Source organism: Lentibacillus sp. Marseille-P4043 (assembly GCF_900258515.1).
Classification (GTDB): Bacteria; Bacillota; Bacilli; order Bacillales; family Amphibacillaceae; genus Lentibacillus_C.
The window spans coordinates 2,739,211-2,752,806 of sequence record NZ_LT984884.1 but is presented as its reverse complement, the minus strand read 5'-3'; the positions used below and the strand labels follow the sequence as shown (position 1 = coordinate 2,752,806).

Sequence of the window (13,596 nt, the reverse complement as noted above, 5' to 3'; positions counted from 1 at the left end):
TAATTTTTATGGTAGTGTTTGAATAATTTTTTTCACGAATTGCAAGAAGTTTTCTCTGACCTTATCTGTTGTTTCGATTACTTCATCATGGGTTAATGGTTGATCAAGGATTCCTGCTGCCATGTTGGAAATGCAGGAGATCCCTAATACGCGCAAACCTGCATGTCCTGCAACAATTACTTCGGGAACTGTTGACATACCGACAGCATCTCCGCCCATTGTCCTGAGCATTTTAATTTCTGCAGGTGTTTCGTATGTCGGACCTGTATTTCCCACGTACACGCCTTCTTGTACCGTGATTCCTAATTCGTTTGCACATGATTTTGCATGTGCTAAATATTCCTTGTCATACACTTGTGACATATCAGGGAAACGCACACCAAACGCATCATTATTTGGCCCGATTAATGGATTGGTTCCCATATTATTAATATGATCACTGATGAGCATTAAATCACCAGGATTAAAGGTTTCATTTATGCCGCCAGCAGCGTTAGTCACAATTAGTGATGTGATTCCAAGTTCCTTCATAACTCGTACAGGAAAGGTAACTTGCTTCATTGAATATCCTTCATAAAAATGAAAGCGGCCTTGCATGGCAATAACTTGTTTTCCTTCTAACACTCCTGCAACTAGTTGTCCTTTGTGACCGGATACAGTTGATTCTGGAAAATGTGGTACCTCATGATATGGAATGACGGTAGGGTTTTCAATTTTGTCTGCTAATACACCCAACCCAGACCCTAAAATCAACCCTATTGCTGGTGTAGCTTGGAGTTTTTCCTGAATAACTGAACTCGCTTCTTTTACTTCTTGATGATTCATAATCGTTCCATCCTCTCTTGTAAAATGTTCGTAATCGTATGTATAAGCCAGGAACCAGCTAGGACTGGTTCCATGATCTTTTTTCTAGCGAATATTATCTAAAAAACTTTTTCCGTGTTCAGGCATTTTTACATCAAAGTTATCCGCAATGGTTGCGCCGATATCTGCAAATGTTTCTCGAAGTGGCAGTTGTTTTTCTTTGTTACTCTTGTTTGTATGATAAACAAGTAATGGCACATATTCGCGTGTATGGTCTGTTCCATGATGGATTGGGTCATTCCCATGGTCAGCTGTGATCATCAGCAAATCTTCATCCGTAAGTTTATTTAATACTTCTGGGAGTCTGGCATCATATGCTTGCAATGCTTCCCCGTAGCCTTCCGGGTCACGTCTGTGGCCATATTTCGCATCAAAATCAACTAAGTTTAAAAAGCTAATTCCATTAAAGTCTTTTTCCATTGTCTCAACTAGTTTTGTCATGCCGTCATCATTGTCTTTCGTACGAATTGCCTCCGTGACACCTTCTCCATCATAAATATCAGAAATTTTCCCTAATGCGATAACATCGTAATTAGCATCTTTTAACTCATTCATAACGGTACGTCCAAATGGTTTTAATGCATAATCATGGCGGTTAGATGTGCGTTCAAATGCACCTGGGTTACCGACAAACGGCCGTGCGATAACGCGACCGACCATATAGCGTTCGTCCAATGTTAATTCACGGGCAATTTCACAAATCCGATACAATTCATCAAGTGGCACAATGTCCTCATGTGCGGCGATTTGCAACACGGAATCTGCTGACGTATAGACAATTAATGCACCTGTTTTCATATGCTCCTCACCGAGCTCATCAAGAATTACTGTCCCAGATGCTGGTTTATTTCCAATCACTTTACGGCCGGTTTTTTCCTCTAATTCATTGATTAATTCGGGTGGGAATCCGTCTGGAAATGTACGAAATGGTTTTTGAATGTTTAATCCCATGATTTCCCAGTGACCAGTCATGGTATCTTTCCCGTTTGATGCTTCTTGCATTTTAGTGTAATAAGCCGTTGGTTCTGCTGCTGGCTCGATTCCTTTAATTTCTCGAATATTACTCAAGCCTAATTTTCCCATGTTTGGCATCTTCAAACCGTTCATCCGTTCTGCGATATGTCCATATGTGTCTGCACCTACATCATTAAACTTCTCAGCATCTGGTGCCTCACCGATCCCAACTGAGTCCATTACGATTAAAAATACACGTTTAAATTGATTCATGTTGATTACCTCCCGTTATTATATTCCCTAAATATACCTTTAATATGTCTATTTTACTACGTTGTAGGATGTCAGACAACTAAAGTTAAAAACTATGCTCGTGGATGATACGTTTTATACACATCTTTCAATCTAGCTTTTGTAACATGGGTATAAATTTGTGTTGTTGAAATATCGGCATGGCCAAGCATTTCCTGGACAGAGCGTAAATCAGCACCATTTTCCAGCAAATGTGTTGCAAATGAATGTCGCAATGTATGTGGTGTAATGGCTTTTTTAATCCCGGCATCCTTAGCAGCGCCTTTGAGAATTTTCCAGAAGCCTTGCCTTGTTAAAGGTCTACCATGCTGATTAACAAATAATGTATCCGCCCCACTACGCTTCACCAAGCCGCCGCGGGCATACTGCAAATAATTTTCCACTGCACGCTCAGCAATGTTACCAAGTGGGACAATTCTCTCTTTTGACCCTTTTCCAAGACAACGGACAAATCCCATCGTTAAATGTAGATCACTTACCTTCAAGGTGATTAATTCGGTCACGCGTAATCCAGTCGCATACAATAATTCCAACATTGCCTTATTTCGGATTTTTAAAGGGGAATTCCCTTCAATCGTGAGCAACGCTTCCACATCTTTTGGTGACAGGATATCCGGCAGTTTTCTTTCCTGTTTCGGTGTCTCTATATGTAAACTGGCATCATGTGTTACGATTTGCTCACTAATTAAAAACCGGTGAAATAAACGAATCGATGATATTGCACGAGCTAACGTTGCTGCTGATTTCCCATCATCTTTTAACATATACAAAAAGCCTATAATATCACTTCGTACAACAGATTCCCACGATGTTTTCTGGATAACCTTTTCCATGTATTGCTGATACTGGTTTAAGTCACGTTTGTATGATTTTAATGTGTTATTAGACAACCCGCGCTCGATTTGTAAATAATGAAAAAAATCTTCTAATGTAGACGCTAACATAGCTACTACTCTCCCAATTGAAAAAATATGTTCAATCGATCAATAAAATCCGGTTCTTGGTTAAAAACCTTTACTGATGGTCCTTCAGGTGAATCGTAGCGATGAATTTGTTCATATTCGGTGTGCATAATCCGCAATCCAAAATAAAACAAACATGTACATGCTACAAAAATGACAAAAATCTTTAGTGTATCCCATACCATCCGCTTCACAACAGCATATCCCCTTTTAAATATCTAATACTATTAATAAAAGATATGCCAAAAAAGCGGAACAATATACATACAAGCTTAAAATAGACTAGAAAATTACGTTATCTTCAAAATACCCTATTTTCATTCATTTGTAAATTATAAAGGAAATCCTGGTTCACGCTAAAACGTTTGTCTCCATCACCTCGATTTACCTTCGTTTCTGTTGAATATTTTGTATAGATTATTTTCATATGTCGAATACTTACTGTAGTACCCATAAATGAGGTGTTTTTTACAATGTATAAGGAAAATTTTTCAGTTATAGGTAAAGATGTACAACGTGTTGATGTTGCGGATAAAGCTTTTGGCAGGGTGAAATACACGAACGACATTTCGATTCCGGGTGTGCTGCACGCTAAATTACATACGAGTTCGCATGCCCACGCAATGATTACTTCCATTGATACATCAAAAGCCTGGGAGGTCATAGGAGTTCATGCGATTTTAACTGGCAATGATATATCGTTTCTTGTTGGTCCACTTCTTGCTGACCGTCCAATTCTTGCTGTAAATAAGGTAAGGTATTACGGTGAACCAGTTGCCATGGTAGTTGCTGATACGGAACACCATGCTAAACAAGCTATAAATCTCATTCAAGTAGAGTATGAACCCTTACCGGTCATCAATTCACCTGGTCAAGCTGTGAAACATGATGCACCATTAATTCATGAAAATTTAGGTGATTACCAGGTACAAGTGGAAGGTGTTCATGCGATACCTAACACCAATATTGCCAACCGAACCAAAATCCGAAAAGGAAATATAGCTACAGCTTGGGAAAAAAGCGATGTTACGATTGAAACAGATCTATCCTTCTCCCCTGCTGACCATGCAGCACTAGAAACTAGAGTTGCCCGGGTAGAAATTCTTCCAGATGAACGGGTGATGATTTATTCAGCAACCCAAGGCCCTTTTTATATCAAGAAATTATTCAGTCAATTTTTCAACCTTGATGCAGGAAAAATTTCCGTACATACACCGATGGTTGGCGGAGCATTTGGTGGGAAAGGGACCGTACAATTGGAATTCCTTGCATATCTAGCTTCACGTGCGGTTGGAGGCAAAATGGTCAAAATTGAAAACAGTCGGGAGGAAGATTTAATCACCTCACCTGTACATATTGGACTTGAAGCCAGGGTTAGGCTTGGGGCATCCAGCGATGGGAAGTTACAAGCAGCGGAATACGAGTTTTTATTTGACAGTGGTGCCTATTCTGATATGGGGGCGGGCATGAGTAAAGCAGGTGCAGTTGATTGTACAGGACCATATCGAATCGACAATGTTACATGTGACTCCCATTGTGTTTATACAAATCATCCATATGCAACCTCGTTTCGCGGGTTCGGTCACAATGAGCTTACATTTGTTATGGAAAGAGCGATGGACTTGCTTGCTGAGAAATTAAAGATGGACCCACTAGAACTTAGACTGACAAACGCTATTAAACCAGGAGATACAACACCAACGCAAACCCATTTAAATGCAAGCAATATTGGTGATACTGCTGCATGCTTAAGGAAGCTTAAGAAATTAATTAATTGGAATGAAGGACAAAAAATAGAAACAGCAGATGGAAAGATCCGGACAAAGGGAATCAGTTCATTTTGGAAAACATCTAGTACTCCACCTAATGCTACTGCAGGTGTTATTTTAACATTTAATCGCGACGGAAGTGTTAATTTAAATTGTGCTGCAGTGGAAGTTGGTCAAGGGACGAAAACAGTACTTGCGCAACTTTTGGCTGAGAAACTTAAAATGGATATGAAAAATATTCATGTAACGATGGAAGTAAATACCCAGTATGATCCACATCAGTGGAAAACTGTCGCGAGTAGTACAACATATCTAGCTGGACGAGCGGTTATCGCAGCCGGTGAGGATGTTAAAAAACAACTGAAAAATATCGGATCTGTTGCATTAAAATGCGCCCCTAGTGACCTTGATGTAGCGAATGGACAAATTTTTCTAAAAGATAGTCCCGAGTACGGAATTAAAATTAAGGACGTTGCTATCAGCTATAAGTACCCGAATGGCAATTCTGTTGGGGGACTTATTATCGGCGAAGGATCTCATGTTGTTCGTCATTTAACACCATTGGATCCAGAAACAGGCTTTGGTAAACCAGGACCACAATGGACTGTCGGTGCACAGGCAGTTGAAATAGAATACGATCCGACGAACTTCACGTACAAAATTTTAAAAGCGGCAACTGTACTTGATGCTGGAAAAGTAATTAATCCAAATGCAGCAATTGGACAAATGCGCGGTGGTATGTATTTAGGCTTAAGCTGGGCGAGCAGAGAATCGTTTACATTCGATGATGCTGGACGTGTTTTAAATCCAAAGTTACGTTCTTACGATACGCTTCGCTTTCGTGAGGCTCCGGAATATTTAGTTGACTTCGTTGAAACGCCGCTCGTTGATGGTCCATATGGGGCACGGGGAATTGGCGAGTATGGGGTGATTGGAATGGCCGGTGCACTTGTTAATAGTCTATCTGCTGCTTGTCATACCAATCTTAATCAACTCCCTCTCACCCCTGAGCTGATTTGGAAAAAGGTTAATAAGGAGAGTTCCAATGATCGCATTTGATTTTGCATATTACAAGCCTACGATGGTAGAAGAAGCAGTAAAACTTTTTCACGATTTGCAGGAAAGCGGAAAAGTACCCTATTACTACGGGGGCGGTACCGAATTTATCAGTCGAGCAAGAATGGATGAAGTTCAGGCGGATGCTCTTATTGATTTAAAAGGTATTCCAGAATGCAATGACCTGAAAACAGAACAGAATGAAATCATAATTGGGTCTGCGGTTTCGCTAACAAGTATTGCCGATGCTAATATTTTCCCGTTGCTTACAGAAGTAACACGATCCATTGCTCACCGGACTGCCCGTAATAAAATAACAATCGGCGGCAATATTTCCAGTCACTTGATTTATCGGGAAACTATTCTCCCTTTTTTGCTTGCAGATAGTGAGGTTATTATCGCTGAAAAAGAAGGATTAAGAAGGACGTCAATCAATAACGTATATCAAAATGGTATCCAGCTTAAAGACGGGGAATTTATCGTGCAAATTGTGACAAACAGTAAATTTTCTCAATACCCTTATACTCATAGTAAAAAGACAAAACAATCTACCGTGAATTATCCAATTGTATCTTTGGCATCCTTGCAGGTAAATGGACAGTTTCGTGTTGCTTTAAGTGGTGTTTGTAATTATCCATTTCGAATCGAAAAAATAGAATCGGAATTAAACGACACATCCAATTCGTATGAGAAACGAATTAAAAACGCCTTTAATCATTTGCCAGGTTCGGTCCTACATGATATGGAGGCGTCGGAAGAATATCGGAAGTTTGTTCTTAACCAAGCATTTATGGAAATGTTAATAAAAATGGAAGGAGTATCCGAATGATCGAAAGCCTCCATACAAGTCAACTTGTTACACTAACAATCAATGGCCATACAAAAGAATTATTTGTAAGGAATGCTGAGACACTTTTATATACCTTGAGAGATCAGTTGGGGCTAATGGGAGCTAAACCAGGATGTGAAAACGGTGATTGTGGGACTTGCACCATTTTAATTGATGGGACGCCAATTAACTCCTGCCATATTCTTACTGTTGAAGCCGTGGGCCACCAAATCACAACGATCGAGGGCCTCACAGATTCATCTATACAAAATGCCTTCATCAAAAATTGGGCCATTCAATGTGGATATTGCACACCCGGATATGTTTTAAACAGCTATGCACTAGTCCAAAATTGCCCGGACGCAGATGATGAAACTATTAATGAATGGTTGGAATCCAATCTCTGCAGATGTACAGGATATCAGGAAATAAAAGAAGCTGTAAAAAATACATTGAATGCGAGGAAACAAAATGGATAGTATTCAGCAAATTCTGGATGAAATTGTACGTACAGATCAATCAAGCGTGTTGGCGACAATTATTCGAGTCGAAGGATCTGCCTATCGTAAAGAAGGAACATCCATGTTATTTTTAGCAAATGGACAGCAAGTTGGAATCATTAGCGCTGGCTGCCTAGAAACGGATCTAGCAATCCAAGCTAAGAATCTTTTTTATAACGATACGATTCATTCCCGAACAATCGTGTATGACATGAGTGCAGAAGACGACCTTTCCTGGGGGCGTGGTGCCGGATGTAATGGAAAAATCCATATACTATTGGAAAAAATAACACCTGAATTAAAAAAACAACTTGGCACCCTACATAATAATCTTAGTCAAGGTACTTCCGTTACCATTTTCAAACGATTAGGTAAGGTTGTTCGGTCAGTTTTTGTAACTGAGGATCACCACATTTTTGGCAAGCAGGATACTGTTTCGGATCACTTCATACAGGGTGCATTGGATGGGAAAAGATCCGGTATTCAGTACGTAGAGGATGTTGAGGCAAATGTATATATTCACACCTATAAACCAAAACCTAGGCTATTTATCTTTGGTGCCGGTCCTGATGTTGTACCGTTTTCTTCAATGGCTGCCCAAACAGGCTTCTCAATAACCATCTGGGACTGGCGACCTGCTAACCTTGATCAAGTTCGTTTTCCAGATGCTCAGTTAGCAGATCCTGTTTCCATTCCGGAAATCATAAAAAAGATAGATTTCACCCCGACCGATTCCGTGATCATCATGACCCATGATTTTCAAAAAGATAAACAACTTCTTCATCGTTTACTAGAATATAAGCAATTACGTTATTTAGGCATTTTGGGTCCACGGAATCGAACTACTCGTCTATTGAATGGAGCGAATATTCCTGATCATCTTCGTTCCCCTGTTGGCCTCGCAATTAGTGCTGAAGGTCCAAATGAAATTGCGATTAGTATTATCGCAGAACTTATACATGTTTTGCGGGAAAGCCCTAATGAAAAGGAGCGTACTTTTGAAAAGGCAAGGAATCGTAGGTATTTATCTAGCAGCGGGTAAAAGTAAACGATTTGGAAAAAATAAGTTATTTCAGCGGGTTGGAAATGTTCCACTTGGTAGTCTAGCTTTACGCACTGCCTTACAATCACAGCTTGATAAAGTGGTCGTTGTTACGACAGAAGCGGATACACTTGGGTGGATTCCTGCTGAACTGTTTCCCTTATATCAAAAAAAGTGGTTTCAGGCTGTTTGTAAAGAATCTGTTAATGGACAATCCTATTCACTGAAACATGGATTACGATTTGCCAAAAAACTACAGGCTGATGCTGTTGTTATCCTATTGGCTGATCAACCATTGGTTTCAACGTGGATGATCAATACCATTATTTCTCGTTATCAGCATGGAATAACCAACAATTGTTCATTTGTAGCAGCGAGTCGTTTAGGCGTAACCTGTCCACCTATATTATTTTCCAATAATATGTTTGACGAGCTTTTTCATTTGCAGGGTGATATGGGTGCCCGCTACTTGATTAAAAATAAAGCAAATGCAGGGAGCTACATTGAGTTTTCTAATCCGTGGTCATTTTTTGATGTAGATACACCGGATGATTATGATACGTTGTGTAAAAAACATTTGTAGTAATAAAGTCTTCCTTCCTTTTCCATTAAGGTTAGGAAGACTTTCGTTTAATTTATTGTTGATTAATGAGGTTTAGTGTTTGGCTGGCTTGTTGAATTTGATGATCAAGCTGTTTTAACTGCTGTTCAGTACCTTTTGGAAGGCCTTGTGTAAGTTCTGGTGCGGATGTTTTTAACTGCTGCAATTGCTGTGTTGCATATTGTAATCGTTGATCCGCAATCTGCAGCTGAACCTGGGTTGGGTTAGCTGATTGAGCTTGTCGTACCGATTGATGTGCTTGATTTAAAGCTTGTTGGGTTTGTTTGAAAATTTTTTGTAGTTGCTGTTGGTTTGGTGGTTTTTGCTGCTGCTGTTGGATTTGCTGATTGAGCTTATCCAGACCTTGCTGCATAATTTGTTGCTGCTGATATTTTTCCTCAACGGTTTGTTTTTGCAAGAATTATCACTCCTTTTCGCCTTTATTACTACTCCTGTTATTATTTCCAGTTTATTATTTCTTATGAAGTAACAAAAAGACAAAAAAAAAATGCCCTTCTTCCTTATTTAGAAAAAAGGCACCGTATAAATTAGGTTGATTTAACAGTTACTTTTTGACATTGCTTACAAATACCATGAAATGTTAGGCGATGGTCTTTCACTTGAAATCCCCAGTCATTCTCAACAATTTTCTCGACATCACCTAAAAGATCATCAACTATTTCTTCAACAGACCCACATTCAATGCAAACAAGATGATGATGGAAGTGTTCAGCCCCTTCTTTACGTAAATCGTAACGAGAGACACCATCACCAAAATTAATTTTATCAACTATTTTCAGTTCAGATAGCAATTCTAATGTTCGATAAACGGTAGCAAGCCCAATTTCAGGTGCTTTTTCTTTCACTAACAAATAAATATCTTCAGCACTGAGATGGTCTTCCTCGCGTTCCAATAATACCTTTACTGTTGCTTCTCGTTGCGGAGTCAGCTTATAGCTTTGTGCATGGAGTTCCTTTTTGATTCGATCGATTCGATGTTCCATGGCCATAGCAGGTCCCCCTCCCTATTATCCCCATCTTCATTATAGGCACAGATGGAACCAGTGTCAAAGTATAATTATTACAAACTGTTTTCAATAATAATTATCATATTATAATAATTATTATTTGTAAATAGATTTGACTAACGCTTCCATCGCTTCATTACTCACAAAAGCTTCCATGCCCGCTGCAACAACAGAGACGATTAATAATAGGGAGAAGATCGTAATATATTTTCCAAATGGCTGTAAAATTGGTCTAGATAGTTTATTAGTAAACAATTTACTTAGCAATGTTAAAGAAAAAATCATCGACAGGCTGCCCGCCACGATATAGACCGGGATGATCAAAATATTTTGTGGGGCGATTGCTAATGCGGCTAGTGCCAATCCTTTGAAGCCAAGCTGATTGACAATAAAGCCGACAGAAAAGCCGACGACCAAGCCTTTTAAAAATAACAAAATCCAAACAATTGGAAGGCCAATAACAGATAAACCTAACACAAACAAGAGCAACAAATATTTCATATGATAAAAAAAGCTTTCCTTAAAGATGTCCATATTTTCAATGGATTGTTTCCCAGTAATTTGTCCGAAGAAACGTTCCAAATAGAAAAACAAATCCAGTTTTTGGACAACACCCATACTGTTTACAATAATTGCACCAAAAATGACGCCAGTTAAAAATAAAATGGTCATAAACAGGTAGATAGTTGCATGTTCCTTAACGTGATTGACTGCTAGAGTTCTTTTTTGGTACATCGGAATCCTCCATTCAAATTCAAAAGCTATTGGTGCTAAGCAAATGATTTTGTCTATAGTTAGAATCTATGAAGAATTCCAGATAAAAATACCAAATTTACTCTTTCAATGTTTATTTTTTCACTTTAAAAGATATAGCATTTCACCCGCATGTTCATTCCGACTGGGCGATGCTGCCATATCTCCCGCCACCGCCAGCGTTAATCATTAAATTTCCTTCTCGCATTTGAATAATTGCGGTTGCTAGTTTTTCCGGAACAATCTCTTGTAACTCTTCTAATGTGGCATGGTGGATTACATACATTTCGGTTTGAAAACGATCTAATAGTTTTTGAAATGTTTTCGGCCCAAGTTTTGGTAAATATTCTAATGGAACTTGATATAGATATGGCGGTCGTTCCCTTGTAACTGTTTCGGCATCAGTTAATTCTTGAATACGATCAAACACACCGTTAATAATTTTTTTCGAACCACAGCTTGGACATTGTTTCGTGTTATATGGCACTTGCTCTAAACATTTACTGCATACAGTTGTATGGTATTTGCCTAGTTGAGGATTCATGCCGAAGTTTTTGGTGATTTTACGGTCATTCACCTCGTGTAACGCCCAATAAAATTCCTTAAATGACGGTTCTTCCATCCGGATTTCTTGGTACTCCCTCGCTATTTTTGCTAGTGAATGAGCATCTGAATTGGAAACGAACGTGTAATCATGCAATTCACTAATTTGATCAGCCATGTCAGTATCTGAACTCAAGCCAAGTTCAATTCCGTCAATTAAATCCGGATCGAATACCTCTTTTAGGGACTTGTGAACCCCCTTGCCATACGTGCTTTTAAATGGTGTAAACACATGGGCTGGGATAAAAATTCCTTCTAATTCTTTAACTTTATATTGCAATTCTTTTGCGGTTCCGTAATAGCGTTGGGAGCTCAACGTAATGTTCTTCATTTTGGTTGTTAGCCACTCGGAAAACTGTTCAATTTTTGCAAGGGTCGGGAAAAAACAAAGCACATGAATCGGACCTTTACAGTTTTCGTCATAGATTTCAATTTCCGAACCCAACAATAATGTCACCTGTTCAAATTGTACGCCGCCATCGTTCAGTTCATAAGCCGCCCCTTGTTCGATCAATTGTTTCAGTTCCTGTTGAACAGCAGGAGCATGACTGTCTATCACACCAACCATTTGAATCCCTTTATTTCTGCTAGCTTCTTTCAAAACATTTGTTAGGGTTAAGGTTTTCGCTCCCGTTATTTTCACCGGTTTATTGTACATATCCCTGCCAATATGGATGTGCATATCGGCAAAATAAGTTTGTAGCATGTCTACATCATCTCCAAAGTTTCTAAGTAAAGAATCGCATAGTTTGTTTTCGCATCATGAATTCGTTGTTCTTTCACGTATTGTTTCGCTTCCTCTAACGTCAATTCAACGAGTTCGACAAATTCATCATCATCACCAGCCACTTTTTCCGTCAGGGCTTCTAATTGATCAGTCATGTATAGATGCATCAATTCGTCAGCAAATCCTGGCGATGTATAAAAGGACGCGACGTATTTAAGCTGGTTTGTTGTGTAACCTGTTTCTTCTTCCAGTTCCCGGACTGCGGTTATTTCCGGCTTCTCCCCTGCTTCCAGCTTGCCAGCAGGAATTTCGACGAGTGATTTTTCAAGCGGTTTTCGATATTGTTCAACGAAAATGATTTTTTTATCCTTGGTAATTGGGATAATCCCTACTGCACCCGGATGTTTGATCAGCTCGCGTTTAGCTGTATTTCCGTCTGGTAATGTTACGTCATCTACTTGTAGCTTGACCACTTTTCCATCATATATTTTCTCTGTCTTTATTGTTTTCTCTTCAAATTTTTTCATTGTATCAACCTCATTTATTTATGCTCACTCTATTTTACCATAATTGAAAAGCTTGAGTTTGGTGTGGGGTATTTTTACAATAGGTGTATGGAATTTGGAAACGGAGGGAATGGAATGAAGAAAAAACAGTTGGGAAAATCAGACTTATATGTTTCAGAATTGACGCTCGGGTGCATGTCACTAGGCACAGACCAAAAACAAGCACAAACGATTATCGATCAGGCTCTAGCAGCTGGGGTCAATCATTTGGATACCGCTGATTTATACGATTTTGGTTTGAATGAGGAAATCGTCGGTGCAGCATTAAAAGGCAGACGCGAGGAAGTGATTATCACATCAAAGGTTGGCAACCATTTTAATCGTGAGACGAAGGATTGGTTTTGGGATCCGTCCAAGGCACATATTAAGGAAGGTTTGAAGGATAGTTTACAACGTCTTAAAACAGACTATATCGATTTTTATATGCTACATGGTGGAACAATTGATGATCCGATTGATGAAACAATTGAGGCATTTGAGGAACTGAAAAAAGACGGACTTATTCGCGCATATGGGATATCATCGATTCGCCCCAACGTGATTCGGGAATATGTAAAACGTTCGCATATTGATGCTGTAATGATGCAGTACAGTATGCTGGATCGCCGGCCGGAAGAGGAAGTGTTAAATCTATTACACGAAAATAATATTAGTGTTCTTGCTCGTGGGCCACTTGCCAAGGGTATTTTGAGCAATAATGGTGAAAAACAAATTGAACGAAAATCGCGCGAAGGCTATTTGGATTACACGTATGAGGAATTAGTAAAAGTCTATGACGAAATAAAAGATATTATTGGCGAGGATGCTTCGTTTAATACCGCAGCACTGCAATATGTGCTTCATCATCCTGCAGTTGCAAGTGCTGTGTTTGGCGCAAGCTCTATAGATCAGCTTGTAGAAAATACGGCAATTACTCAGGCCGCTCCATTAACAGAAGAAAAGTATCAAGCATTACAAGCAGTTACAAAACCGATGCAGTATACGAATCATCGGTAGTGAAAAAGGATCGTCATGGTTGTGGCGATCCTTT

The 13,596-nt window shown here is 39.3% G+C and carries 15 protein-coding genes; 6 read left to right on the top strand and 9 right to left on the bottom strand.

The genetic code is table 11. The features are described 5' to 3' along the window. Positions 1-6: 6 nt before the first annotated feature. The 4 genes from C8270_RS13585 to C8270_RS13570 all read right to left on the bottom strand — a co-directional run bounded on the left by C8270_RS13585 (position 7) and on the right by C8270_RS13570 (position 3,277). On the bottom strand, positions 7-825 hold the full coding sequence (locus C8270_RS13585; RefSeq protein ID WP_106497346.1) for a purine-nucleoside phosphorylase: 819 nt from the start codon (positions 823-825) through the stop codon (positions 7-9). Positions 826-909: 84 nt separating this feature from the next. Continuing rightward, positions 910-2,091 carry a phosphopentomutase gene (gene deoB / locus C8270_RS13580; protein WP_106497345.1) on the bottom strand — a complete coding sequence of 394 codons (1,182 nt, stop codon included), beginning with the start codon at positions 2,089-2,091 and terminating at the stop codon, positions 910-912. Positions 2,092-2,183: 92 nt separating this feature from the next. Beyond that, positions 2,184-3,074, bottom strand: coding sequence for a site-specific tyrosine recombinase XerD (xerD, locus tag C8270_RS13575; RefSeq protein ID WP_106497344.1), 891 nt, complete (start codon positions 3,072-3,074; stop codon positions 2,184-2,186). A gap of 5 nt (positions 3,075-3,079) precedes the next feature. Beyond that, on the bottom strand, positions 3,080-3,277 hold the full coding sequence (locus tag C8270_RS13570; protein WP_325034802.1) for a YqzK family protein: 198 nt from the start codon (positions 3,275-3,277) through the stop codon (positions 3,080-3,082). Positions 3,278-3,565: 288 nt separating this feature from the next. Between C8270_RS13570 and C8270_RS13565 the strand changes: the two genes are divergently transcribed. The 5 genes from C8270_RS13565 to C8270_RS13545 are packed head-to-tail and all read left to right on the top strand — an operon-like array spanning position 3,566 to position 8,871. Then, positions 3,566-5,920 (top strand): xanthine dehydrogenase family protein molybdopterin-binding subunit, encoded by a 2,355-nt coding sequence (locus C8270_RS13565; RefSeq protein WP_106497342.1) that lies wholly within the window; start codon positions 3,566-3,568, stop codon positions 5,918-5,920. Beyond that, the gene (locus C8270_RS13560) at positions 5,907-6,746 is read left to right on the top strand and encodes an FAD binding domain-containing protein (protein ID WP_106497341.1); all 840 of its coding nucleotides are present in this window, start codon (positions 5,907-5,909) and stop codon (positions 6,744-6,746) included. Before C8270_RS13565 ends, C8270_RS13560 begins: the two co-directional genes overlap by 14 nt. Next, on the top strand, positions 6,743-7,225 hold the full coding sequence (locus C8270_RS13555; protein ID WP_106497340.1) for a (2Fe-2S)-binding protein: 483 nt from the start codon (positions 6,743-6,745) through the stop codon (positions 7,223-7,225). Before C8270_RS13560 ends, C8270_RS13555 begins: the two co-directional genes overlap by 4 nt. Continuing rightward, a complete protein-coding gene (locus tag C8270_RS13550) occupies positions 7,218-8,288 on the top strand; it encodes an XdhC family protein (RefSeq protein ID WP_106497339.1) in 1,071 nt (356 codons plus the stop codon). The genes C8270_RS13555 and C8270_RS13550 overlap by 8 nt, the downstream gene beginning before the upstream one ends. Next, on the top strand, positions 8,245-8,871 hold the full coding sequence (locus C8270_RS13545; protein WP_158701730.1) for a nucleotidyltransferase family protein: 627 nt from the start codon (positions 8,245-8,247) through the stop codon (positions 8,869-8,871). Before C8270_RS13550 ends, C8270_RS13545 begins: the two co-directional genes overlap by 44 nt. Before the next feature lie 52 nt (positions 8,872-8,923). Here the strand turns inward: C8270_RS13545 and C8270_RS20065 are convergent, their stop codons facing one another. The 5 genes from C8270_RS20065 to C8270_RS13520 form a co-directional block, all read right to left on the bottom strand. After that, complete coding sequence (locus tag C8270_RS20065) at positions 8,924-9,307, bottom strand: hypothetical protein (RefSeq protein WP_158701729.1); 384 nt, start codon at positions 9,305-9,307, stop codon at positions 8,924-8,926. Positions 9,308-9,437: 130 nt separating this feature from the next. Next, entirely contained in the window at positions 9,438-9,893 is a 456-nt protein-coding gene (fur, locus tag C8270_RS13535; RefSeq protein WP_106498543.1) for a ferric iron uptake transcriptional regulator, read from the bottom strand. 120 nt (positions 9,894-10,013) lie between these two features. Continuing rightward, positions 10,014-10,652, bottom strand: a complete 639-nt coding sequence (spoIIM, locus tag C8270_RS13530; protein ID WP_106497336.1) for a stage II sporulation protein M — start codon at positions 10,650-10,652, stop codon at positions 10,014-10,016. Between the two features lie 154 nt (positions 10,653-10,806). Beyond that, entirely contained in the window at positions 10,807-11,979 is a 1,173-nt protein-coding gene (locus C8270_RS13525; protein ID WP_106497335.1) for an endonuclease Q family protein, read from the bottom strand. 2 nt (positions 11,980-11,981) lie between these two features. Beyond that, the gene (locus tag C8270_RS13520; protein WP_106497334.1) at positions 11,982-12,527 is read right to left on the bottom strand and encodes an NUDIX hydrolase; all 546 of its coding nucleotides are present in this window, start codon (positions 12,525-12,527) and stop codon (positions 11,982-11,984) included. Between the two features lie 114 nt (positions 12,528-12,641). Between C8270_RS13520 and C8270_RS13515 the strand changes: the two genes are divergently transcribed. Beyond that, positions 12,642-13,562, top strand: a complete 921-nt coding sequence (locus C8270_RS13515; protein WP_106497333.1) for an aldo/keto reductase — start codon at positions 12,642-12,644, stop codon at positions 13,560-13,562. Positions 13,563-13,596 lie beyond the last annotated feature (34 nt).